At 67.1% G+C, this 22928-nt stretch carries 22 protein-coding genes; 14 read left to right on the forward strand and 8 right to left on the reverse strand.

From position 1 onward, the window contains the following. Positions 1–36 precede the first annotated feature (36 nt). Positions 37–1221, forward strand: a complete 1185-nt coding sequence (locus JF52_RS0109200; protein ID WP_033105888.1) for a thiolase family protein — start codon at positions 37–39, stop codon at positions 1219–1221. Between the two features lie 15 nt (positions 1222–1236). Here JF52_RS0109200 and JF52_RS0109205 read toward each other — a convergent pair whose 3' ends face one another. The 6 genes from JF52_RS0109205 to JF52_RS0109230 form a co-directional block, all read right to left on the reverse strand. Further along, on the reverse strand, positions 1237–2391 hold the full coding sequence (locus tag JF52_RS0109205) for an AI-2E family transporter (protein WP_033105889.1): 1155 nt from the start codon (positions 2389–2391) through the stop codon (positions 1237–1239). An 81-nt stretch (positions 2392–2472) separates the two neighbouring features. Continuing rightward, positions 2473–4008, reverse strand: a complete 1536-nt coding sequence (arfA, locus tag JF52_RS0109210; protein ID WP_033105890.1) for an arabinosylfuranosidase ArfA — start codon at positions 4006–4008, stop codon at positions 2473–2475. 38 nt (positions 4009–4046) lie between these two features. Next, positions 4047–4958: a carbohydrate ABC transporter permease gene (locus JF52_RS0109215; RefSeq protein WP_033105891.1), complete on the reverse strand. Its 912-nt coding sequence runs from the start codon at positions 4956–4958 to the stop codon at positions 4047–4049. Further along, positions 4958–5926 carry a carbohydrate ABC transporter permease gene (locus JF52_RS0109220; protein ID WP_084595727.1) on the reverse strand — a complete coding sequence of 323 codons (969 nt, stop codon included), beginning with the start codon at positions 5924–5926 and terminating at the stop codon, positions 4958–4960. The genes JF52_RS0109215 and JF52_RS0109220 overlap by 1 nt, the downstream gene beginning before the upstream one ends. Next, complete coding sequence (locus tag JF52_RS0109225; RefSeq protein WP_033105892.1) at positions 5923–7260, reverse strand: extracellular solute-binding protein; 1338 nt, start codon at positions 7258–7260, stop codon at positions 5923–5925. Before JF52_RS0109225 ends, JF52_RS0109220 begins: the two co-directional genes overlap by 4 nt. Positions 7261–7367: 107 nt before the next feature. Next, on the reverse strand, positions 7368–8414 hold the full coding sequence (locus JF52_RS0109230; protein WP_033105893.1) for a LacI family DNA-binding transcriptional regulator: 1047 nt from the start codon (positions 8412–8414) through the stop codon (positions 7368–7370). Between the two features lie 83 nt (positions 8415–8497). Here JF52_RS0109230 and JF52_RS0109235 point away from each other — a divergent pair, with 83 nt between their 5' ends. The 13 genes from JF52_RS0109235 to JF52_RS0109295 all read left to right on the forward strand — a co-directional run bounded on the left by JF52_RS0109235 (position 8498) and on the right by JF52_RS0109295 (position 21846). After that, complete coding sequence (locus JF52_RS0109235; RefSeq protein ID WP_033105894.1) at positions 8498–9508, forward strand: LacI family DNA-binding transcriptional regulator; 1011 nt, start codon at positions 8498–8500, stop codon at positions 9506–9508. A gap of 119 nt (positions 9509–9627) precedes the next feature. After that, positions 9628–10362 (forward strand): L-ribulose-5-phosphate 4-epimerase, encoded by a 735-nt coding sequence (locus JF52_RS0109240; protein ID WP_033105895.1) that lies wholly within the window; start codon positions 9628–9630, stop codon positions 10360–10362. Further along, positions 10359–11942, forward strand: a complete 1584-nt coding sequence (locus JF52_RS0109245) for a xylulokinase (protein ID WP_033105896.1) — start codon at positions 10359–10361, stop codon at positions 11940–11942. The genes JF52_RS0109240 and JF52_RS0109245 overlap by 4 nt, the downstream gene beginning before the upstream one ends. Positions 11943–11967: 25 nt before the next feature. Beyond that, a complete protein-coding gene (araA, locus tag JF52_RS0109250) occupies positions 11968–13482 on the forward strand; it encodes an L-arabinose isomerase (RefSeq protein ID WP_033105897.1) in 1515 nt (504 codons plus the stop codon). A 23-nt stretch (positions 13483–13505) separates the two neighbouring features. Further along, positions 13506–14429 (forward strand): aldose 1-epimerase family protein, encoded by a 924-nt coding sequence (locus JF52_RS0109255; protein ID WP_033106537.1) that lies wholly within the window; start codon positions 13506–13508, stop codon positions 14427–14429. 63 nt (positions 14430–14492) lie between these two features. Continuing rightward, positions 14493–15887 (forward strand): hypothetical protein, encoded by a 1395-nt coding sequence (locus tag JF52_RS0109260; protein WP_033105898.1) that lies wholly within the window; start codon positions 14493–14495, stop codon positions 15885–15887. A 323-nt stretch (positions 15888–16210) separates the two neighbouring features. After that, entirely contained in the window at positions 16211–16657 is a 447-nt protein-coding gene (locus tag JF52_RS0109265; protein ID WP_033105899.1) for a hypothetical protein, read from the forward strand. A gap of 102 nt (positions 16658–16759) precedes the next feature. Continuing rightward, positions 16760–18262, forward strand: coding sequence for a CoA-acylating methylmalonate-semialdehyde dehydrogenase (locus JF52_RS0109270; protein WP_033105900.1), 1503 nt, complete (start codon positions 16760–16762; stop codon positions 18260–18262). Positions 18263–18312: 50 nt separating this feature from the next. Further along, entirely contained in the window at positions 18313–19458 is a 1146-nt protein-coding gene (locus tag JF52_RS0109275; protein ID WP_372460292.1) for an acyl-CoA dehydrogenase family protein, read from the forward strand. Continuing rightward, positions 19455–20339 (forward strand): 3-hydroxyisobutyrate dehydrogenase, encoded by an 885-nt coding sequence (mmsB, locus tag JF52_RS0109280; RefSeq protein WP_033105901.1) that lies wholly within the window; start codon positions 19455–19457, stop codon positions 20337–20339. The genes JF52_RS0109275 and mmsB overlap by 4 nt, the downstream gene beginning before the upstream one ends. A gap of 46 nt (positions 20340–20385) precedes the next feature. Then, positions 20386–20655, forward strand: coding sequence for a type II toxin-antitoxin system VapB family antitoxin (locus JF52_RS0109285; protein WP_033105902.1), 270 nt, complete (start codon positions 20386–20388; stop codon positions 20653–20655). Positions 20656–20672: 17 nt separating this feature from the next. Then, positions 20673–21044: a type II toxin-antitoxin system VapC family toxin gene (locus JF52_RS0109290; RefSeq protein WP_235272388.1), complete on the forward strand. Its 372-nt coding sequence runs from the start codon at positions 20673–20675 to the stop codon at positions 21042–21044. Positions 21045–21069: 25 nt separating this feature from the next. Beyond that, on the forward strand, positions 21070–21846 hold the full coding sequence (locus tag JF52_RS0109295) for an enoyl-CoA hydratase (protein WP_033105904.1): 777 nt from the start codon (positions 21070–21072) through the stop codon (positions 21844–21846). Positions 21847–22032: 186 nt separating this feature from the next. Here JF52_RS0109295 and JF52_RS18010 read toward each other — a convergent pair whose 3' ends face one another. Next, positions 22033–22116 (reverse strand): YdeI/OmpD-associated family protein, encoded by an 84-nt coding sequence (locus JF52_RS18010; protein WP_084595729.1) that lies wholly within the window; start codon positions 22114–22116, stop codon positions 22033–22035. A 167-nt stretch (positions 22117–22283) separates the two neighbouring features. Continuing rightward, positions 22284–22820 (reverse strand): MarR family winged helix-turn-helix transcriptional regulator, encoded by a 537-nt coding sequence (locus JF52_RS0109300; protein WP_033105905.1) that lies wholly within the window; start codon positions 22818–22820, stop codon positions 22284–22286. Between the last annotated feature and the right edge of the window lie 108 nt (positions 22821–22928).

Genomic DNA, 22928 nt, shown 5'->3' on the forward strand with positions numbered 1-22928 from the left:
CGCCGAGGGTGCTGCGCACAGGGCACAATGGGGTGCATGAGCAAACGCAGCGAAGCGGTTCTGGTCGACGTCGTCCGCACCCCGGTGGGGCGCGGCAAACCCGGCGGCGCACTGAGCGAGGTGCATCCGGTCGACCTCGCGGCAGGGGTCTTGAAGGTGATCCTCGAGCGCAACGGCCTGGAGTCACGGCAGATCGATGATGTGCTCCTCGGCTGTGTGAGCCAGGTCGGCGACCAGTCGATGAACATCGCCAGACAGGCGGTGCTGGCCGCGGGATTCGACGAATCCATCCCTGGTGCGACGATCGACAGGCAGTGCGGATCGAGTCAGCAAGCCGTGCACATCGCAGCCCAGGGGATCATGGCCGGCGCCTACGACGCGGTCTTGGTCGGCGGCGTGGAGTCGATGAGCCGCGTTCCGCTCGGGTCGTCCGCGGCGGGCGGATCTCCGATGTCGCCGCGACTGCGCGCCCGCTACCCCGAAGGGCTGGTGAACCAGGGCGTCTCCGCAGAGCTCATCGCGCATCGCTGGGGCTTCGACCGTGACCGGCTCGACGCCTTCGCGGCCGAATCGCACCGTCGCGCCGCACAGGCATGGGCGGACGGATTCTTCGACAGCACGGTCGTCGCCGTCGACGAGGCGCCGGACGCACGAGCCGATGAGACGGTGCGCCCAGGGACGACCGCCGAGAAGCTCGCCGGACTTCAACCCGCGTTCCGTACCGATGCTCTCGCTGCGCGATTCCCGGAGTTGGGATGGAGTATCACGCCGGGCAACTCCTCACCGCTGACGGACGGCGCATCCGCCGCCCTGCTGATGAGCGCGGAGCGCGCAGAGGCGCTGGGACTCCGAGCCAGGGCGCGATTCCATGCGTTCTCCGTCGTGGGCGACGACCCGATGATGATGCTCACCGGGCCGATCCCCGCCACTCGTCGCATCCTCGAGCGCGCAGGTCTCACCATGGCCGACCTCGACGCGTACGAGGTGAACGAGGCCTTCGCCTCCGTGCCCCTCGCGTGGACGGCGGAACTGGGGGCGGATGCTGCGAAGCTGAATCCGCGCGGCGGCGCTATCGCGCTGGGGCACGCGCTCGGCTCTTCGGGTACGCGCCTGCTCGGCACGCTCGTCGATCACCTCGAGGCAACCGGCGGACGTTACGGACTGCAGACCATGTGCGAGGGCGGCGGCATGGCGAACGCGACGATCATCGAGCGGCTCTGACGTCCAGCTTTCCGGTCAGGTGTTCTCGGACAACTTCGGTCGCGCCCAGCGCGCAGGGAGATGGGGACCGTCCCACACCTGGATCACGCCCCACAGTGCGGCTGTGATCGGCACGGCGAGAATGGCTCCCACGATGCCGCCCAGCACTGTGCCGACGGTCAGGGCGACGAGGATGACGAACGCGTGCAGCTTCATCGATCGTCCCATCAGTACCGGCTGCAGGAAGTTTCCCTCCAGCTGGTTGACCAGCACGACGATGCCGACCACGATGAGGGCGTTCAGCCAGCCGTTGGCCACCAGCGCCACGAGGGCGGCGAGGATTCCGGCGACGGTCGCTCCGACGATGGGGATGAAGGCGAGGAGGAAGACCAGCACGGCGAGCGGGATGGCGAGAGGAACCTGCAGGATGAGCAGGCCGATGAGGATGCCGATCGCGTCCACTGCCGCAACAGTGGCGGTGCCGCGCACATACGAACCGAGCGTGCTGACCGTCTTGTCTCCGATCCGGCGAGCTCGAACATAGCCCTGACCGCGGAACGGGCGGAGCAGGAACTCCCACATCCGCGGGCCATCCTTTAGGAAGAAGAACAGGATCGTCACCATCAGCACGAGGCCGGTCACGAAGCTGGCGACGGCGCTGACGCCGGCGATCGCGCCGGAGCCGAACTGTGCGCTCGTGACGAACTCGGTGAGTGTGTCGACCCACTCGTCGATCTGCTCGGGCTGCAGGAAGTCGAACGGCAGTGTCTGCAACCAGGCGAGCAGACGCTGGAAGCCTTCCTCCGCCTGGGAGTAGAGATCGTCCCACTGATCGAGAACGGCCCACACGATCAGCCAACCGAGCGCACCCAGGATCAGGACGATCCCGAGCAGGGTGATCACGGTCGCCGGCAGCGACGGCACACCGCGATGCCGCATCCAGCCCATCACGGGATTGAAGGCACAGGCGAGGATCAGAGCGATCATCAGCGGGATCGTGACGAGCGTGAGCTGCTGGAACGCGAAGGTGATCCCGGCCACGACAGCGACCACGACGATGATCTGAATCGCGCGGATGCCGAGCTTGCCGAACCCGTCTGCCCAGAGGCTCCACGGCGCGCGAGTCGCTTTCAGCTCGACGTCCCGCGACTCGAGTCGCACTCGTTGCGGATCATTTCGGAACAGTCCCATGCACCCGAGGTTAACTCTCAGGTCGCGATTGCGCCGTTACCCCGCACGGACAACGACAGAACCGCGACCTGGACGAGCGGTTCAGGACCGCGCGACCTCCAGCTCGATCACCGACCATGACAGCGGCGGCAGGCTCGCCCGCACCGCCCCGTCGACGATCTCGGCGCCGGGCAGCGGCACCATCCGTACGGAGTCGGGGGCGCTCTCGAGATTCGCGGTGAATCGGTCGCCGTCTTCGGGGATCGTCAGCGTCTCGGCGTTCTTGACCCGAAGGTTGCCCAGCCCGCGCAGATCGACGGTGAGGTCGTTCGACTCCTCCAGCGAGCGGTTCGCGACGAACACGACCAGTCGGCCGGTCTCCTCGTCCCACGTCGCGGCCGCGTCGACGGCATCCACATCGCCGTATCTCTTGGTGCTGATCTGCGATGACGAAACGGCGAGACGCAGGATCTGCCCGCGGGCGAGCCGGGCCATCCGCTCGAAGGGCCAGAACGTCGACTGCCGCCAGGCGGCCCCGCCCTCCTCGGAGCGGATCGGGGCGATGACATTGACGAGCTGCGCCTGATTGGCGATCCGCACCCGGTCGCCGTGGCGCAGCAGGCTGTTGAGGAACGTGCCGACGACGACGGCATCCGTCACCGAATACGTGTCCTCGATGAGGCGGGGGTGCGTGCGCCACGACTTCGAAACCTGATGCGGCTGGTCGTCGGTGTCGAGTCCCGACTGGTACCAGACGTTCCACTCGTCGAACGAGATGTCCACCTGCTTGGTGTGCTTGCCCGCGGCCTTCACGGCGTCGATCGTCGCGACCACGCCCTCGATGAAGGCGTCCATCTCGACGGCCTCGGCGAGGAACGACTCGGCGTCGCCGTCGTGCTCCTGGTAGTACGCGTGCATCGAGATGTAGTCGACCTCGTTGTAGGCGTGCGTGAGCACGGTGTGCTCCCACGTGCCGAACGTGGGCATGCCGCGGTTGGACGATCCGACCGCGACGAGCTCGATCGAGTCATCGACCAGCTTCATCGCCTTGGCGGTCTCCTGTGCGAGACGCCCGTACTCCGCAGCAGTCTTGTGACCGATCTGCCACGGGCCGTCGAGTTCGTTGCCCAGGCACCACAGCTTGATGTCGAACGGATCGGCCGCGCCGTTCTTGCGGCGCAGGTCCGACCAGTACGTGCCGCCGGGATGGTTCGCGTACTCCACGAGTGCGCGCGCCTCTTCGACGCCACGGGTGCCGAGGTTGATCGCCTCCATGATCTCGACGTCGGCCGCACGCGCCCAGTCCACGAACTCGTGCAGGCCGAACGCGTTGGTCTCGATCGTGTGCCAGGCGCCGTCGATGCGCGTCGGGCGGTCGGCGGCGGGGCCGACGCCGTCCTCCCAGAGATAGCCCGAGACGAAGTTGCCGCCGGGGTAGCGGACGACCGTCGGCCCCATCTCCTTGACGAGCGAGAGCACGTCCTTGCGGAAGCCGCGCTCATCGGCCATCGGATGGCCCGGCTCGTAGATGCCGGTGTACACGCAGCGGCCCATGTGCTCGACGAACGAGCCGAAGAGCCTGCGCGGCACGTCGGCGATCGTGTAGTCGCGGTCGATGGTGATACGGGCGTGGGACATTGCTCTCCTTGTTTCTGGCTGGATGCCGGGGTGACGGACTACTGACCGCCGAAGCCGCTGGTCGCGACTCCCTTGACGATCTGCTTCTGGAAGATGATGAACACGATGATGAGCGGAAGGGCTGCGAGCACCGCCTGCGCCATGACCTGCGCGTACTGCACGCCGTAGGCGCTGATCACGGTCTGAAGCCCCACCGGCAGCGTCATCAGCGTGGTGTCGTTGATGACCAGGAACGGCCACAGGAAGTTGTTCCACGCTCCGATGAACACGAAGATCGCCACGGATGCGAGGATCGGGCGCGACAGGGGCAGGACGATCGACCAGAAGATGCGGAACCGGCTCGCGCCGTCGACGCGGGCGGCGTCTTCGAGCTCGATCGGGATGGCGTCGAAGAACTTCTTGAGGATGAAGACCATCGCCGGCACCACGACCTGCGGCAGGATCAATCCCCAATACGTGTCGATCATGTTGAAGGTCAGCATCTGGTAGAACAGCGGGATGATCAGCACCTGCGGGGGCACGATGATCGACGCGATGACCACGACGAACAACCACTTGCGCCCGGTGAAGTCCAGGCGGGAGAACGCGTAAGCGGCCAGCGCGGAGATCGCCAGGGTGATGAGTGTCACAGCGGCCGACGTCCACAGGCTGTTGAACGCCCAGGTGTACACGTTGCCCTGAGACAGGATCGCGGCGAAGGCCTCGACGGTGGGCCCGGTCGCACCGATCCAAGACGGGTCGCCTGACGCGGCATCCGTCTCGGTCTTGAACGCCGTGGCGATCGCCCACAGGAACGGCAGCAGCCAGCCGATCGCGAGCAGGGCGAGCACCGCGAATGCGGCGACGCGCAGCGGTCCGAACGGCTTCTGGCCCGGCAGATGCGGGCGCCGGTGGCGACGCGCGCCGGGTGCCGTGATCGTCTCGGTGTGAGAGAGGGTGGCGGTGGACATCACAGCTCCTTCCGACGACGCGAGACCAGGGCCTGCGCGACGCCGATGATGACGATGAGGGCGAAGAACACGTATGAGATCGCGGCCGAGTAGCCGAATCGGTAGTTGACGAAGCCGGCTTCGTAGATGTACTGCACGATCGAACGGGTGGTGTCGCTCGCCACCCCGCCGAGCATCTGGTACGCCTGGTCGAACAGCTTCAGAGAGGCGAGGATCTGCAGGATGAGGATGAGCACCGTGGCCGGTCCCAGCTGCGGGAGCGTGATCGACCAGAACTGACGCCAGGGTCCTGCGCCGTCGAGTGACGCCGCCTCATACTGCTGTGAGGGGATGTTCTGCATGGCGGCGAGGTAGAGCAGGAAGTTGAATCCGACCGTCCACCAGACCGTCGCGATGACGATCGACAGCATGTTGGTGTCGGGATTCTGCAGCCAGGCGAGCGGCTCGAGCCCGAAGGCCTTGAGGATGTTGTTCGCCGCCCCGATCTGCGGGTTGAAGATCCATACCCAGATCTGCGAGATAACGGTGGATGCGAGCAGATACGGCATGAAGAACGACAGCCGCCAGAGCCACTGACCCGGCAGGCCGCGGTCGACGAGGGCTGCCATGAGCAGCGCGATCACGATGAGGGGGACGGTGGACAGCAGCGTGAACCACACGGTGTTCCACATCGACTGCCACATCACCGGGTCCGTCAGGGCTTCGCCGTAGTTGGCGAATCCGACGAATCCGCCACCGGCGCCGGTCAGGGACTGGTCGGTGAAGCTGAGATAGATGCCGTGCACAATCGGCCACACGAGGAACAGCGCGAATGCGACGAGGAACGGTGCGAGGAACGCCCAGCTGATGAGCTGCTCGCGATTGCGGCTCCCCGCGCGACGAACCCGGATGCCGGATGCGGACCCTGTGACGATCGTGCGCGTGGCAGCGCCGGAGGCGGCGACAGAACCGGTGGTAGAGGTGGTCATGGCTTCCACGTCCCTTCGGGGTCAGCCGGGTTGGGTTGAGCGAGCATGGTGTTCACTCGCGACTCGAAGCGGTCTATCGCGGCCGCGGGGTCATCCCCGCTGAGCAGCACGCCCTGCACGGCGGCACCGAAGTCCTCTTGGAAGCTGGAGCCCGATCCGGTGAACCATGCGGTCGGGTCGTAGACGACGTGCTCCGCGGCCTCGGCGTAGTGCGCCTGTGGGATCAGATCGGCGTACTCCGGCGATTCGGTGACCGGCAGGTACGCCGGAATGTGTCCGGCCTCCGCCCATCCGATCGAGCCCTTCAACAGATCCGCCACGAACTGATAGGTCAGTTCGCGCTTGGTCTCGTCGGCGTTCGCCTGACGGGGGAGGACGAACGAGTGGGAGTCGGCGTACACGGCCGGGGTGCCGTAGAGCGTGGGGAACATCGCCGCGTCGAACGGGATGCCGGCGTTCTGCATCGTGCGCAGTTCCCAGACGCCGGTGAAGAGCATGCCGCTCTTGCCGGTCGCGAATTCGGCGATCGCGGAGCCGTAGTCGTTCTGGGCGGCGGCGATCTCGCCGTCGAGCAGAGTCTGCATGAACGTGAGGGACTCGACCGCGGCATCCTTGTCGATCACGGCCTTGCCGCCGAGAGGCAGCTCGATGGCGAGTCCGTGCTGGGCGTAGAGGCCGTAGAACAGCCGCCACATCTGCGCCCCGTCGCCGAGATAGCCGTACGACAGCGCATGACCCTCGGCCGTGCCGCTGACGGTGCGGAGCTGATCGAGGAACTCCTCGGGGGATGCCGTCTCCTGCAGGCGCCCGTCGGTGTCGAGCACGCCGGCTGCGTCGCAGACGTCTGTGTTGAACATCATTACGAACGGATGCGCGTCGAGTGCGACGCTGAAGAGCCGGTCGCCGACGAAGCCCTTCTCCCAGATCGGAGCGGGGAAGGTGCTCTTGTCGACGCCGAGATCGGCGAGCCGGTCGAGATCCCAGTCGTCCAGGAGCCCGCCGGGCGCCCACCCGTTGACGCGGGTGGCATGCATGATCGCGACGTCGGGAGCGCGGCCGCCGGCACCCGCCATCGCGAGCTTCGTGTAGTACGGCGTTCCCCAGGCGAGCACCGTGGGGCGGATCCGGTAGGCATCCTGTGCATCGTTGACCCCATCGAGCAGCGACGACATCGTGACGCCGTCACCGCCGCTCAGAAGGTGCCAGAACTGCAAAGTCTGGGTGTCGGATGCGCTGACTTGACCGGGAGCGCACCCTGCGAGCAGGGCTGCGCCGGCGGCCAGCGAGCTGGCGGTGAGGAATTGTCTGCGGGACAGATCGAGCGGGGGTGTCATCGTCACTCCTTCGTGACCAGGGGGTAGGCGCCTACATCATTACATCGATGTAATCCGCCGCGCAAGCATCCATCGACAAATCGGTGGTCGGTGATCGGCGGGCCGCCTCAGGGGCGGTAGCCGGCGGGAGGTCGTGCTGTGCTCGCGCGTTCCACGAGGCGGTGCGCAACGGTCACGGATCGCGGCGCAGCGGTGGGATCGTCGATCCTCGTCTCGAGCAGATCGAGGGTTGCCTCTGCGAATTCCCCGCGGTCCAACGCGACCGTGGTGAGGGCGGGGGAGGAGAACTCCGAGATCTCGACATCGTCGAATCCGGTGACGACCACATCATCTGGAACGCGGATGCCGTGATCGTGCAGTGCGTGCAGTACGCCGACCGCAAGGGAATCCGTGAACGCCACGATGGCGTCGAATGCCACCTTGCGGGAGAGCAGAATGTGGGTGGCATCCGCACCGCCTGCCATCGCCCACGGCAGGCGGTTGACCTCGAGCGATGGATCGGGCACGATGCCCGCGTCGCGCAGGGCGTCGTGCACGCCTTCCAAGCGGAGCCGGCTCGTCGCGGTCGCGATCGAGCCGTCGCCGTCAGCACCGATCACCGCGACGCGTCTCGCGCCGCGCGCCAGCACATGGCGGGTGGCGTCCGCGGCCGCGAGGCGACTGTCGATGCGTACGTGATCGGCGCGATGCTGCTCGACCTCGCCGATCACGACGAGCGGTGGCAGTCGGCCCGCGTAGCGGATCACGCTGTCTTCCAAGCGGATCGGATTCAGGATGAGCCCGTCAATGAGGTGCGCGCGCGCCCGTGCGAGCAGTTCACTCTCGCGCTCCGGTTCTGCCGCCGTCTCCTCAATCAGCACAGCGAGCCCGCGATCATGCGCGCCGGCGACGATCAGCTGCATCAGCTCTGCGGAATAGGCGGTTGCGAGATCCGGGAGTGCCAGCGCGATGATCCCGGAGCGCCCCTTCCTCAAGCCCCTGGCGCTGAGGTTCGGAACGAAGTCGAGTCGCTGCATCGCCGCTTCGACCTTCGACCTGGTCTCCTCGCGGACGGGGACGGTGCGGGTGACGACGTTGGAGACGGTCTTGGGCGAGACCCCCGCGAGGGCGGCGACATCCTTCATCGTCGCGCGCGGGGGAGGCATCGCTGTCATTCGGTCAGTGTAACGGCGTGCGCGAGAGGCCCGGCAGCGGCGAGTGGCGCCTCTGTCGGCGTGCGCGCCGTACACTCGGGGCGATGAACGACGTATCCTCGAGGCACGGACGCACTGTCGGCGTCCGTGACGTTGCCGCGCTCGCCGGGGTCTCCCGGCAGACCGTCTCGCGTGTGCTGAACGACCACCCCGATGTCGCGCCTGAGACCAAGACCCGCGTGCTGCAGGCGATGCACGAACTCGACTATCGGATGAACAACGCGGCGCGAGCCCTCGGGACGCGGCGATCGCGCACTCTCGGTGTGCTCGCATCCGATGCGCTGCAGTACGGACCTTCGCGTAGCATCGCCGCGATCGAGAACGCGGCGCGTGCTGCGGGCTACTGGGTGAGTGCGGCCTTCGCGGACGCCGGCGATGACGACTCCGTGATCTCCGCCGTCGAACACCTCGTGGCACAGGGCGTGGAGGGCATCGTGGTCGTCGCCCCGCACGCTCGCACCCTTCGCGCTCTCGACACTCTGCGGGTGGGGGTCCCCGTGCTCACCCTGCATTCGGCGGGTCGCGGATCCCGTGGTCTCTCCGTCGATCAGGCTGCCGGGGCTCGCCTCGCGGTCGGGGCACTGGCCGACGCCGGGCACTCCCGCATCGCGCATCTCGCAGGCCCTGCCGACTGGCTGGAAGCCGAGTCTCGCACCGAGGGGTACGCGGCCGAGCTGGCTCATCGCGGACTCGATCCTGCGCTGATGCTGGTCGGCGACTGGACCGCACGCTCTGGATACGAGGCCACCCAGGCCGTGCTCGCGGCCGACGTCACCGCGGTGTTCGCGGCGAATGACCAGATGGCGCTGGGGCTACTCGGCGGCCTGCATGAGGTGGGCGTCGCCGTGCCGGACGAAATCAGCGTCGTCGGCTTCGACGACGTCCCCGATGCCGCGTACTACTGGCCACGGCTCACGACCGTGCGCCAGGATTTCGAGGAACTCGCTCGTCGCGCTGTTGCCTCGCTGATCGGAGGATCGGATGCCGCGGCATCCGCCCTCGCGCCGATCGCGCCCGTCCTCGTCGCCCGAGATTCGGTAGCCCGGCCGCGCTGACCGCGCGCCGCACTGCGGCAGCGTGCGCACAACCTTGACGCTCGCGCGGCCGCGCACGTACACTTTCAGCACACCACTGTGACCGGTCACAGTCCCCGCCAGCATCCGATGAGGAACCCGTGAGCAACGAAGCCCCCGTATTCACACCCGAGGTAGATGCGGCCATCGCCGCCGCTCGGGCCGATGTCGCCCGTCTGCACAGCGAGCTGGTCAGCTACAACCTCATCGTCTGGACCGGCGGCAACGTCTCGGGCCGAGTGCGGGTGTCTGAAGACGGCAGTGCCGATCTGTTCGTCATCAAGCCGTCGGGCGTGAGTTACGACGACCTCGCGCCCGAGAACATGATCCTGTGCGACCTCGACGGCAACGTGATCGCGGGCAGCGAGGGCAGCGAACGCTCGCCGTCCAGCGACACCGCCGCCCACGCGTACGTGTACCGGAACATGCCCGAGGTCGGTGGCGTCGTGCACACCCACTCGACCTTCGCGGTGGCGTGGGCCGCGCGCGGCGAGGAGATCCCGTGCGTCATCACCGCGATGGCCGACGAGTTCGGCGGGCCGGTCCCGGTCGGACCGTTCGCGATCATCGGCGACGACTCGATCGGGCGCGGCATCGTCGAGACGCTCAGCGGCCACCGCTCACGCGCCGTGCTCATGCAGAACCACGGTCCGTTCACGATCGGAACGGACGCGAAGGATGCCGTGAAGGCCGCGGTCATGGTGGAGGACGTCGCCCGCACCGTGCACTATGCGCGTGAGGCCGGTCCGCTCATCCCGATCCCGCAGGAGTCGATCGACAGTCTCTACAACCGATACCAGAACGTGTACGGCCAGAGCGGAGACACCCGACGATGAGCACCCAGGACGACATCATCGAAGGCCGCACCAGCCTCGGCATCGAGTTCGGCTCGACCCGCATCAAGGCGTGCCTGATCGGCTCCGACGCCACCGAGGTGCTCGCGACCGGGTCGTTCGCGTGGGAGAACCGCCTCGAGCGCGGCCTCTGGACCTACGCGCTGGACGAGGTCTGGCACGGACTGCAGACGGCGTTCTCCGACCTCATCGGCGACGCGGAGCAGCGCCACGGTGTGCGCCCAGACATGTTCGGTGCCATCGGCATCTCGGCGATGATGCACGGCTACCTCGCCTTGGATGCTGCCGGCGATCTGCTCGTGCCGTTCCGCACCTGGCGCAACACCAACACCGGCGTCGCGGCCGCCGAGCTCACCGGCCTGCTCGGCGTGAACATCCCGCTGCGCTGGTCGATCGCGCACCTGCACCAGGCGGTGATCGACGAAGAGCCGCACGTACCGCACCTCGACTTCGTCACGACGCTCGCCGGCTACGTTCACTGGAAGCTCACGGGCGAGAGGGTGCTCGGCGTCGGCGACGCGTCGGGCATATTCCCGATCGACTCCGCGACCCGTGACTACGACGCGGAGATGCTGGACGCCTACTCCGTGCTCGCGGCTGACCGTCTGCCCTCGCCTCTTGGCGAACTGTTCCCCCGCGTGCTCCCTGCGGGCGCCTCGGCCGGCTCGCTCACCGCCGAGGGGGCGGCGCTGTTGGATCCGACCGGCGTTCTGCGACCCGGCATCCCCCTCTGCCCGCCCGAGGGCGACGCAGGCACCGGGATGGTCGCGACCAACTCGGTCGCTCCGCGCACCGGCAACGTGTCGGCGGGCACGAGCATCTTCGCGATGGTCGTGCTGGAGCGCCCGCTCACGAGCGTGCATCACGAACTCGATCTCGTGACGACTCCGGCAGGCGACGCCGTCGCGATGGTGCACTGCAACAACGGCGCCAGCGAGCTCGCCGCATGGGCGGGCCTGTTCACGCGGTTCGCGGCAGCAGCCGGACAACCCCTCGACGACGACGCGGTCTTCGACGCGCTGCTGCGCGAAGCGCTCGACGGCGAAGCGGATGCCGGTGGCCTGCTGGCCTACAACCACCTCGCGGGTGAGCCGATCGCCGGCCTCGACGAGGGGCGGCCGCTGTTCGTGCGCACCCCGGACAGCGACTTCTCGCTCGCGAACTTCATGCGGGCGCAGGTCTACGGCGTCTTCGGCACGCTCGCCCTCGGAATGCAGGTGCTCGAAGCCGAGGGCGTCGAGCTCGACCGCATGTTCGCGCACGGAGGCATGTTCCGCACGGCAGGGGTCGCGCAGCGCTTCCTCGCCGGCGCGCTGGGCGCGCCGGTGGCCGTGGGGGAGCTCGCTTCCGAAGGCGGCGCCTGGGGCATCGCCGTGCTGGCCTCGTATCTCGCGCACTCCGACTCCGCGGATCTGGGCACCTACCTCGAAGAGCAGGTGTTCGCCGCGGCATCCCTCACGACCGTCGCACCGGAACCGGCGGATGTCGTCGGCTTCGCCACGTACCTCACCCGCTATCGCGCCGGCCTCGCCATCGAGGCCGCCGCGGTCGACTCGCTCTGATCTCCCGCGAAAGGGACCACGCACCATGTCTTTGACTACTTCTCTCGACGCCTACGAGGTCTGGTTCCTCACCGGAAGCCAGCACCTGTACGGCCCCGAGACGCTCGCGCAGGTCGCCGAGCAGTCGCGCACGATCGCCGAGGCCCTGGATGCTGCTGCAGATGTGCCCGTGAAGATCGTGTGGAAGCCGGTGCTGACCGACTCCGCCGCGATCAAACGCATCGCGCTCGAGGCCAACGCCGCCGACAACGTCATCGGCCTGATCGCCTGGATGCACACCTTCAGCCCCGCGAAGATGTGGATCGCAGGCCTCGACGCCCTGCAGAAGCCGCTCGCGCACCTGCACACGCAGGCCAATGTCGAGCTTCCATGGGCCGACATCGACTTCGACTTCATGAACCTGAATCAGGCCGCCCACGGCGACCGGGAGTTCGGCTACATCCAGACCCGCCTCGGCGTGCCGCGCAAGACCGTCGTCGGCCACGCCAGCGACCCGCGCGTGCAGCGGGAGATCGGCACCTGGCAGCGCGCGGCCGCAGGGCTCGCGGCATCCCGCAGCCTGAAGCTCGCCCGATTCGGCGACAACATGCGCTTCGTCGCCGTCACCGAGGGCGACAAGACCGAGGCCGAGCTGCGCTTCGGCGTGCAGGTCAACACCTGGGGAGTGAACGAGCTTGCGGATGCCGTCGCCGCGGCATCCTCGTCGGACATCGACGCTCTCGTGGCCGAGTACGAGGAGCTCTACGAGGTCGTTCCGGAACTCCGCAAGGGCGGCGAGCGGCATGAGTCACTGCGCGACGGGGCAGCCATCGAGATCGGGCTGCGCTCGTTCTTGGAAGAGGGCGGCTTCGGCGCGTTCACGACCTCGTTCGAAGACCTCGGTGCGTTGAAGCAGCTCCCCGGCCTCGCCGTGCAACGACTCATGGCCGAGGGCTACGGCTTCGGTGCGGAGGGCGACTGGAAGACAGCCGTGCTCGTCCGCATCGCGAACGTCATGGGCGCCGGTCTGCCCGGTGGCGCGAGCCTCATGGAGGACTACACCTATGACATGACGCCCGGCGACGAGCTCATTCTCGGCGCGCACATGCTCGAGGTCTCGCCATCGTTGACCACGGCGAAGCCCACGCTCGAGATCCACCCGCTCGGCATCGGCGGCAAGGACGACCCGGTGCGCCTGGTCTTCACGGCCGATCCCGGCCCCGCCGTCGTCGTGGCCATGAGCGACATGCGCGATCGCTTCCGCCTCACCGCGAACGTGGTCGAGAACGTCGAGCCGCGGGCGGCTCTGCCGAACCTGCCCGTGGGCCGTGCCGTCTGGAAGCCGGCCCCCGACTTCAACACCAGTGCCGCCGCGTGGCTCACGGCCGGCGCCGCGCACCACACGGTCATGTCGACCGCCGTGGGACTCGAGGCGTTCCGCGACTTCGCCGAGATGGCAGAGGTCGAACTGCTCGTGATCGATGACGAGACGACGCTGCCCGAGTTCCAACAGCAGGTGCGCTGGAACCAGGCCTATTACCGGCTGGCGCAGGGGCTGTGAATCAGGCCGCTATCGTCGAAGACATGAGCGCTCCCATCCCTGCATCCGGCCGTCAACTGCGCATCTCGGCGCACGGATATGAAGCAGCCATCGCGAGCGTCGGCGCCACACTGCGCGCACTCACGTTCGACGGTCGCGACCTCATCGTGCCGTTCGACGCCGACGAGGTGCGCCCGGCATACCGAGGAGCGACGCTCGCGCCGTGGCCGACCCGTATCGTCGACGGCCGCTACTCGTTCGGCGGCGCCGAGCATCAGCTGCCGATCACCGAACCCGCCCGCGGGCATGCACTGCACGGCCTGCTGGCGTGGACCGAGTTCGCCGACCGCGTCGTGGAAGATGACCGCGTCGTGCTGGTCGCCGTGATCGAACCGCAGCTCGGCTACCCGTTCCGCGTCGAAGTCGCCGTCGAGTTCCGTCTCGACTCCGACGGTCTGAATCAGACCGTCACCGCGCGCAACATCGGAACGGATGCTGCGCCCTGGGGCACCGGACCGCATCCGTATCTGGTCGGTGGGGAAGGGCGCGTCGATGATTGGACTCTCGCGCTCCCGGCATCCGAAGTGCTCACCGTCACGGCCGACCGACTGAGCCCGATCGCGGTGGACGCGGTCGACGCGCATCCGGAATGGGACTTCCGTACGCCACGCATGATCGGCGACGTGTTCATCGACCACGCGTTCACCGAGCTCGCCCGTACCGACGGCGTCGCCGAGGTGCGCGTCGTCGCAGCGGACGGGCACGGTGTCGCACTCACCTGGGACGAGAGCTGCCCGTGGGTCCAAGTGCACACGGCCGATCTGCCGACCGATGCCGCGCGCAGCCGGATCGGCCTCGCGGTCGAGCCGATGACCTGCCCGCCCGACGCGTTCAACTCCGCGGTCGACCTGATCGTGCTCGAACCGGGGGCCGAAGCCTCAGCATCCTGGCGGTTCAGCGCGATCTGATGGCACCACTCATGGGCATCTCTGCCCACGGGTGACCCGACGCTCCGGCAATACGATGAGAGCGTGACGAACGAGACGCCCGAGACCCCTGAGCCCGCTCCGCCGACCGTGCCGGAGCCGGCGAATGAGGCAACCGCGGGCCAGCACGGCTTCGACGGCACATTCTCATCCGACGATGCTGCATCGCCGGATGCCGCACCCGAATTCGCGCCGGTGGCCGAGCCTGCACCGGAACTCGGCGTGGATCCTGCGGCGGAACCGGTGGTCGCACCGATCGAAGATGCGTTCGTTGCTCCCGCGAGTGACGCGCCCGCGCATCCGCAGACCGCCCTGGGTGGTCACGAGCTTCCGGGTGCTCCTACCCTGCAGTCGGCGCCCACGTATCAGGCTGCCACCGGGTATGACCCGAACGCGGCCCAAGGACACCCCGTCGGTGGATATCCTCCTGGTGCGTACTCGGCGGCGCCCGCCGCCCCGAAGAAGCCGATGTCGAAGGGCCTGTTGTTCGGCATCATCGGCGGCGCCGCGGTACTGGTACTCCTGATCGCCGCCGCGATCATCGTGCCGAATCTTCTCCGTGGTGCTGCCCCGACGGCATCCGATGCGGTGGAGAAGTACCTGACCGCCCTGTCCGAGGGTGACGCAGAGGCAGCGATCACGTTCGTCGAGACCTACGCCGACGACAGCCTGCTCACCGACGAGGTGCTCGGCGCCTCGCTCGAGCTCGCTCCGATCACCGACATCGTCGTCGAGGAGTCTGAGGACGCGAGCGAGTACGAGGCGACGGTCTCGGCATCCTTCGCCGTCGGAGGCGAGACGGTCGAACGTGACTTCACGGCGTACAACTCCTCCGAAGACGGATGGCTGATCAGCGACGGCCTGGTCATGGCGACACTGTCGAACTTCGACGGTCTCGGCCTGACCGTGAACGGTGTCGAACCCGCCGATTCCTCGACGTCGCTCTTCCCCGGTGCGTACCAGCTGGCGCTCGGTTACGAGCAGTTCGCGCTCGACTCCGACACCGATACGTTCACGCTCACGACGGATGCCGACAGTGAGCTGTTCTGGGACATCTACCCGGTGCTCACCGATGACGGCGCCGCGACGTTCCGCTCACTCGTGCGCACGGCGATCGAGGAGTGCGTGGCGATGAAGACTCTCACGACGCCGTGCGGCATGGACATCACCGACATCGACCTCAGCGGCTACACGCCGGTCGACGGCTCGGTGACCAGGACGATCACCGGCGATGGTCAGGCGACGTTCGACAGCATGCTGCCGGAGGTCGACTACTCCACGCCCACGCTCGTCTCGACGTATGACACCCCGGATGTGGATATGACGCTTCAGGGCACCAAGGACGGCACGACCTCGGAGTTCGAGGTCTTGTTCGGCGGGTACATGGACACCCCGTCGGTCGACTTCGCCCAGGAGACCCCGACCGTCACCTGGGACTGAGCCAGCCACGCAACGCCCGCCGGCAAGCGGGCGATGGCCGCACTTTGCGCGATTCGAACGGGGAAGAGTAGACCCCCGCCGACCCGATTCGGCGGGGGTCTCGGGAGCTTCGCTCACCGGTGCGCGGAAAGTTCTGACTACCCGATCCGGTCTGAGTTCTTCCGCGCATCTGCAGTTGTACGTGCCGAATGTGACCGGGTGGTGAACGGCCGCGGAACACGAGACATCGACTGTTTCTGCACAGGCGAGCGGATGCCAGAACCTTTCCACAGGTCCGCGGAATCACGCTGAGACCGCTGCTCTGGAGGCGACATCATCGGTTCATGACCGATACGAGCAGTCCTCTCCGAGACCGAGTCCTTGACCGCGACGACGACCTTCGCGACGTCTTGCAGCTGTTGCTGCGGGGCGCGAACCGACGGCAGATGTGGATCCACTTCATGGACGAGCGTGGATGTCTCGGCTCACCCATCATCCCGATCGACGATTATCCCGACGATCCCGATCAGCTCGTCGACATCGCGGATCTGGGCAGGGTGTCCGAGGCGCACGTCTTCATGAGCCGCGCTGATGCGATCCGTGAGGCGACAGCGAATGCGAGCATCGTTCTCGTCTGGGAGCGGGTCGGAGACGCGACCGCTTCGCCGGCGGATCGTCACTGGGCGAGGTCGATGGATGCTGCGGCAGAGGAGCTCGGTATACCGCTGCGCGCGCAGTTCATCGCGCACGATCGCGGCGTTCGGCAACTTCACCTGGATGACTATCTCTGAGCAGATGAGTCCGCATGCAAATACATGGACACCCTAGTAAACCTGCGGGTGTCAGAGTAATCTGTTCATCGTGCCAAAGACGGCGCGAAGGGACATCGCATAATGACTCGTACCATCCCCCACTTCGTAGGCGGATCGCTTCTCACTCCGAAAGACGGCCGCTTCGGCGACGTGTATGACCCGAGCGAAGGCAGTGTGCAGGCACGTGTGCCACTCGCCTCGGAGGCTGAGGTGCGTCGCGTCATCGACGATGCGCAGGCCGCCCAGCCCGCGTGGGCGGCGACCAACCCGCAGAAGCGGGCGCGTGTGCTGCTGCGCTTCCTCGATCTCGTGCAGAAGAACATGACAGAGCTGGCGACGCTGCTCTCCAGCGAGCACGGCAAGACTTTCGATGACGCCAGGGGCGACATCCAGCGCGGACTTGAAGTGATCGAGTTCGCCGCCGGTGCGCCGCACCTGCTGAAGGGTGAGTACTCCACCGAGGCCGGCACCGGCATCGACGTCTATTCGATGCGCCAGCCGCTCGGCGTCGTCGCCGCCATCACCCCGTTCAACTTCCCCGCGATGATCCCGCTGTGGAAGGCGGGTCCCGCCATCGCCGCAGGCAACGCCTTCGTGCTCAAGCCCAGCGAACGCGATCCCTCCGTGCCGGTGCGTCTGGCCGAGCTGTTCCTCGAAGCGGGTCTGCCCGCCGGCATCTTCAACGTCGTCCACGGCGACAAGGAGGCCGTCGACACCCTGCTGACAGATCCGCGCATCCAGGCGGTCGGGTTCGTGGGATCGACGCCGATCGCCGAGTACATCTACTCGACGGCGACCGCCCACGGTAAGAGGGCGCAGTGCTTCGGCGGAGCGAAGAACCACATGATCGTGATGCCGGATGCCGACCTCGATCAGGTCGCGGATGCGCTTATCGGTTCCGGCTACGGCTCGGCGGGGGAGCGCTGCATGGCGATCTCGGTCGCCGTTCCGGTCGGCGACGAGACGGCCGAGGCGCTCGCCGCGAAGCTCACGGAGCGGGTCGGTCAGCTGCGGGTGGGGCCCGCACTCGCCGAGGACGTCGACTACGGTCCGCTCGTGGCGCGCTCTGCGGTCGAGCGCGTGGAGGACTATATCCAGCAGGGCATCGACGCCGGCGCGACGTTGCTCGCCGACGGACGAGGGCTCACCGTCCCAGGACACGAGGAGGGCTTCTACCTCGGCCCGACCCTGTTCGACCACGTCACCACAGACATGTCGATCTACCGCGAGGAGATCTTCGGGCCGGTGCTCGTGATCGCGCGCGCCGCCGACTACGAGCAGGCGCTGGCGATGGCATCCGATCACGAGTTCGGCAACGGCGTCGCGATCTTCACCCGCGACGGAGACGCCGCCCGTGACTTCACAGCCCGGGTGAACGTCGGCATGGTGGGCGTCAACGTTCCGATCCCCGTGCCGATCGCGTACTTCACCTTCGGCGGCTGGAAGCGCAGCGGCTTCGGCGACCTCAACCAGCACGGCGCCGACGCCTTCCGCTTCTACACGAAGACCAAGACCGTGACGAGCCGCTGGCCTGCGCACGGTGTGCGCGACGGCGCGAGCTTCGTCATCCCGACCATGCACTGAAGACGACCGACCAACGATCTGCCCACAAGGCGAGAGGATCCCCGATGACGATGATCACCACAACCACCGAGGAGCGCGAAGCCATCCTGCACGCGGTGCGCGAGTTCGCCGAGACCGAACTCGCTCCGTACGCCGCCGAACGGGACGAGAACCACATCTTCCCCCGTGAGGCGCTGCAGCGCGCCGGCGAGCTCGGCCTCGGCGGCATCTACGTGGACGAGGAGTTCGGCGGCACCGGACTGTCGCGCGTGGATACGGTCGCGATCTTCGAAGAGCTCGCGAAGGGCGACCCCGCGGTCGCCGCGTACATCTCCATCCACAACATGGTGGTGTGGATGCTCGACACCTACGGCTCAGATGCGCAGCGCGCGCAATGGCTGCCAGAGCTCACCGGCATGACGGCTTTCGGGGCGTACTGCCTGACCGAGCCGGGAGCCGGTTCCGATGCCGCCGCCATCGCCACGAGCGCGATCCGCGATGGCGACGACTATGTGCTGACCGGGGTGAAGCAGTTCATCTCTGGCGCCGGCGAGGCTGCGGTGTACGTCGTGATGGCACGCACCGGCGAGGCGGGTGCCCGCGGCATCTCTGCGTTCATCGTCCCGGGTGACGCGGCGGGTCTGTCCTTCGGCGCGCCGGAGAAGAAGATGGGCTGGCACGCCCAGCCGACGCGGCAGGTGATCTTCGATGAGGTGCGGGTGCCGGCATCCGCTCTTCTCGGCGTGGAAGGACAGGGGTTCGCGATCGCGATGTCCGCGCTCAACGGCGGTCGGCTCAACATCGCGGCCTGTTCGCTCGGCGGTGCGCGCTGGGCACTGGATCAGGCGCGGCGCTACGTGCACGAGCGGTTCACGTTCGGCGAGGCGCTCGCCGAGAAGCAGAGCATCGTATTCGCGATCGCCGACATGGAGACCGAGCTGCATGCGGCGCGGCTGCTCGTCGAGGACGGCGCACGCGCCGTCGACGAGCACGCGGAGGACGCGACCGTGCGATGCGCGATGGCCAAGCGCTTCGCGACGGATGCCGGATTCCGCGTCGCCAATGATGCTCTTCAGCTGCATGGCGGCTACGGGTACCTTCAGGACTACGGGATCGAGAAGGTCGTGCGAGACCTGCGCGTGCACCAGATCCTGGAAGGGACGAACGAGATCATGCGCATGATCGTCGGACGCGACGCCCTCAAGGCGGCGTCATGAGAATCGCATTCCTCGGCCTCGGGCACATGGGGCTGCCGATGGCACGCAACCTGGTCGTCGCCGGTCACGACGTGATCGCGTTCGACGTGATGGATGCTGCGCGCGAGGCCGCGGCAGCAGTCGGCCTCGCGCTGGCCGCGTCGGGTCCGGATGCCGCGACCGATGCGGATGTCGTCATCACGATGTTCCCGGCGGGCAAGCACGTGATCGAGGCGTATGAGCGCGGGCTGCTGGCCGCGGCGCGACCGGGAACGCTGTTCATCGAGTCGTCCACGATCGCGGTGGACGAGGCGCAGGCCGCGCACGCGCTGGCGATCGCCGCCGGCCACCGCAACGTCGATGCGCCGGTCTCCGGCGGAGTGGTCGGAGCGGAGAATGCGACGCTCGCGTTCATGGTCGGGGCATCCGATGACGACTTCGCCGCTGCTCTCCCGCTGCTCGAGGCGATGGGAAAGCGCATCGTGCACTGCGGCGGGCCGGGGCTCGGGCAGGCCGCGAAAGTGTGCAACAACATGATCCTCGCGGTCTCGCAGATCGTGGTGGGGGAGGCGTTCGTGCTCGGCGAGCGCCTCGGACTCTCGCATGACGCGCTGTACGACGTGGCGGCGAATGCTTCGGGACAGTGCTGGGCGCTCACCACGAACTGCCCTGTTCCGGGGCCGGTTCCGACGAGCCCGGCGAACCGCGACTACCAGCCCGGGTTCGCCGGCGCCCTGATGGCGAAGGATCTCGGACTCGCCCTCCAGGCGATCGAACAGACCTCGACGGACGCGAGGATGGGGCGCCTCGCACAGGAGATCTATGCCGTATTCGCCGCGGGCTCCGGCGGCGGTCGGGACTTCTCCGGCATCATCACCGACATCCGCGACGGACAGGTGTGATCAAAGACGGTAGACATACACCTTCTTGACAAGGTACCATTACACCATGAGTCTGAACATCAAGAACGAACGCGTGCACGAGTTGGCGCGTGAGGCGGCCCGTGTCACGGGCACGACTCAGACGAGCGCAATAGAGGCGGCACTCCGTCTTCTTCTGCAGCAGCACGGCGAGGATCCTGACAACAATGCCAGGGCTGGTCGCATGCAACGACTCCTTGCGATGGGTGCGCGCTACCGTCGGGAGGAAAGCACTGCGGCAGCAGGCGTCACCCGCGTCGAGGATCTCTACGATGAAACCACCGGGCTGCCGCGATGATCGTCGACAGCTCAGCGATGCTGGCGGTCATTCAGGGTGAGGCAGATGCGACGGCGTGCGCGGAGCTCTTGATACAGGAGGACTGTAGGGTGTCGGTCGCGAACTGGCTGGAAGCCTCGATCGTCGTGGACAACAGATCCGTGAGCACGCAGCGCGACTTCGAAGACCTGCGCACTGTCGCTGGCATCGCACTGGAGCCGGTCACGGCGGAACAGGCGCAGATCGCCCGTGAGGCATATCGTCGTTATGGTCGTGGCTCAGGACACCCGGCGAAACTGAACTTTGGCGACTGCTTCGCGTATGCGCTCGCCGTCATCACGGGGGAGAGGCTGTTGTTCGTGGGAGACGACTTCTCTGCGACCGATATTCTTCCGGCCATCCGACGTTAGTGACATCTTCCGTGGAGGGGAACACATGACCGAGTACGAGACGATCCTGGCCGAGCAACGCGGACGCGTGGGGTGGATCACTCTGAACCGTCCTCAGGCGCTGAACGCGCTGAACTCGCAGCTTGCGCAGGAGGTCACGGCGGCTGCCGTCGCGTTCGACGCCGACGACGGCATCGGTGCGATCGTCGTCACGGGCTCGGAGAAGGCGTTCGCCGCCGGCGCCGACATCAAGGAGATGGAGTCGATGTCAGCGGCCGATATGCGCGAGACCGACCACTTCGGTGCGTGGAATGACTTCGCCGCGGTCCGCACCCCCGTGATCGCCGCCGTGAGCGGCTTCGCGCTCGGCGGCGGATGCGAACTCGCGATGATGTGCGACATCATCCTCGCCGCCGACACCGCCAAGTTCGGTCAGCCGGAGATCAACCTCGGCGTGATTCCAGGGATGGGCGGCACGCAGCGATTGACCCGCGCGGTCGGCTACTACAAGGCCGCGGAGCTCATCCTCTCGGGCCGGATGATGGGCGCTGAGGAAGCGGAGCGGGCGGGGCTCGTGTCACGAGTGGTTCCGGCATCCGATCTGCTCGCCGAGGCCACGACGCTCGCCGAGATGATCGCATCGAAGGGGCTGCCTTCGCTCTACGCCGCGAAAGCCGCTCTGGATGCCGCGATGGAGACGTCGCTCGCCGACGGCCTCGTGCACGAGAAGCAGGCGTTCGCCGCACTGTTCGACACCGCTGACCAGAAGGAGGGCATGTCGGCCTTCCGTGAGAAGCGGGCGCCGAACTTCACCCACCGCTGACCGCGCGGATCCTGCTGCCTGCGGGTCGGATCGTTGACCGCAGGGATCGTGCTTCTGTGGGTCGTTGAGCTTCTGCGGGTCGGATCATTGACCGCGCGGATCGTGCTTCTGCGGGTCGTTGAGCGAGGGAGCGGAGCGACGGAGACGAAACGCGTTGAGCGAGCGGAGCGAGTCGAAACGTCGCGACTACTCGCCCAGCGCGTCGACAATCTTCTCCAGCCGTCGCGCACGCGTTTCCTCGGTCTTCGCCTCGGCGATCTGACGGGCCATCTCCGGCCCTCGAGACCGAGTTTGCGGCGCGAGACCGACATGGCTGCGGTCGGTCTCGTGCTGCAGTGTCGGTCTCGCGGCGGTCAGAGTGCCGGCACGCCAGGTCGATGTCGAAGACGATCGAGGCGCGCTCGAGAACGAACCGTGCCATCAGCGGTGTCGCGCCATCAGAGCGGATCCGGCTGAGGGCGGGGCTCCGTGAAGTCGCCCGCATTCTTGCGCAGGCGTGCGACGATCGCGACGAGATCCGCCGCATCGGCCGAGCTCATCCCAGGGTGGCTGAACACCTCGTCGTTGAGTGCAGTGGTGGCTCGTTCGACGAGTGCACGACCTTCATCGGTGAGTGCCAGCATCGCCGCGCGCCCGTCGTGCGGATGCGGTTCGCGCAGGATCAGACCGTCGCGCACGAGGCGTTCTGCCGTGCTCGTCACCGTCGTGGCATGCACCTGCAGGCGGGCCACGACGCTGGACAGAGGCAGCCGACCCGCGCGACTGAAGGCGAGCAGGCGCAGCACCTCGAACCGTGCGAACGAAAGGCCGAAGGGCTTCAGCGCGGCATCCACTCTGGCCAACAGCAGCTGCTGCGCCCGCATCACCGAAGTCACAACGGTCATGCCGTCCGCAGCCTCCGACCACCCGTGCACCAGCCACTGCCGCTTCGCCTCGGCGAGCGGGTCGGTGGGCAGGGGGCGGGGGAGCGTCATGCTGTCTACGCTACCGTTTGCGCGATGGACCGAAGAATGTCGCTCTCTGTATACATTAGGGCGCTCATCCTGGGTTGCGATCGAAGTTTGGGCGCTCGATTGGCTACA

The organism is Microbacterium profundi (genome assembly GCF_000763375.1).
In the GTDB taxonomy this organism is placed as follows: Bacteria; Actinomycetota; Actinomycetes; order Actinomycetales; family Microbacteriaceae; genus Microbacterium; species Microbacterium profundi.

Excerpts from the sequence above, each read along its gene's own strand:
- JF52_RS0109270 (WP_033105900.1), top strand. The coding sequence starts at position 16,760 with ATGACTCGTACCATCCCCCACTTCGTAGGCGGATCGCTTCTCACTCCG.
- JF52_RS18010 (WP_084595729.1), bottom strand. The coding sequence starts at position 22,116 with ATGGCCCGTCAGATCGCCGAGGCGAAGACCGAGGAAACGCGTGCGCGA.
- JF52_RS0109220 (WP_084595727.1), bottom strand. The coding sequence starts at position 5,926 with ATGACCACCTCTACCACCGGTTCTGTCGCCGCCTCCGGCGCTGCCACG.
- mmsB (WP_033105901.1), top strand. The coding sequence starts at position 19,455 with ATGAGAATCGCATTCCTCGGCCTCGGGCACATGGGGCTGCCGATGGCA.
- JF52_RS0109290 (WP_235272388.1), top strand. The coding sequence starts at position 20,673 with ATGCTGGCGGTCATTCAGGGTGAGGCAGATGCGACGGCGTGCGCGGAG.
- JF52_RS0109275 (WP_372460292.1), top strand. The coding sequence starts at position 18,313 with ATGATCACCACAACCACCGAGGAGCGCGAAGCCATCCTGCACGCGGTG.
- JF52_RS0109285 (WP_033105902.1), top strand. The coding sequence starts at position 20,386 with ATGAGTCTGAACATCAAGAACGAACGCGTGCACGAGTTGGCGCGTGAG.
- JF52_RS0109295 (WP_033105904.1), top strand. The coding sequence starts at position 21,070 with ATGACCGAGTACGAGACGATCCTGGCCGAGCAACGCGGACGCGTGGGG.
- JF52_RS0109300 (WP_033105905.1), bottom strand. The coding sequence starts at position 22,820 with ATGACGCTCCCCCGCCCCCTGCCCACCGACCCGCTCGCCGAGGCGAAG.
- JF52_RS0109265 (WP_033105899.1), top strand. The coding sequence starts at position 16,211 with ATGACCGATACGAGCAGTCCTCTCCGAGACCGAGTCCTTGACCGCGAC.
- JF52_RS0109245 (WP_033105896.1), top strand. The coding sequence starts at position 10,359 with ATGAGCACCCAGGACGACATCATCGAAGGCCGCACCAGCCTCGGCATC.
- JF52_RS0109215 (WP_033105891.1), bottom strand. The coding sequence starts at position 4,958 with ATGTCCACCGCCACCCTCTCTCACACCGAGACGATCACGGCACCCGGC.
- araA (WP_033105897.1), top strand. The coding sequence starts at position 11,968 with ATGTCTTTGACTACTTCTCTCGACGCCTACGAGGTCTGGTTCCTCACC.
- JF52_RS0109200 (WP_033105888.1), top strand. The coding sequence starts at position 37 with ATGAGCAAACGCAGCGAAGCGGTTCTGGTCGACGTCGTCCGCACCCCG.
- JF52_RS0109225 (WP_033105892.1), bottom strand. The coding sequence starts at position 7,260 with ATGACACCCCCGCTCGATCTGTCCCGCAGACAATTCCTCACCGCCAGC.
- JF52_RS0109230 (WP_033105893.1), bottom strand. The coding sequence starts at position 8,414 with ATGACAGCGATGCCTCCCCCGCGCGCGACGATGAAGGATGTCGCCGCC.
- JF52_RS0109205 (WP_033105889.1), bottom strand. The coding sequence starts at position 2,391 with ATGGGACTGTTCCGAAATGATCCGCAACGAGTGCGACTCGAGTCGCGG.
- JF52_RS0109255 (WP_033106537.1), top strand. The coding sequence starts at position 13,506 with ATGAGCGCTCCCATCCCTGCATCCGGCCGTCAACTGCGCATCTCGGCG.
- JF52_RS0109235 (WP_033105894.1), top strand. The coding sequence starts at position 8,498 with ATGAACGACGTATCCTCGAGGCACGGACGCACTGTCGGCGTCCGTGAC.
- arfA (WP_033105890.1), bottom strand. The coding sequence starts at position 4,008 with ATGTCCCACGCCCGTATCACCATCGACCGCGACTACACGATCGCCGAC.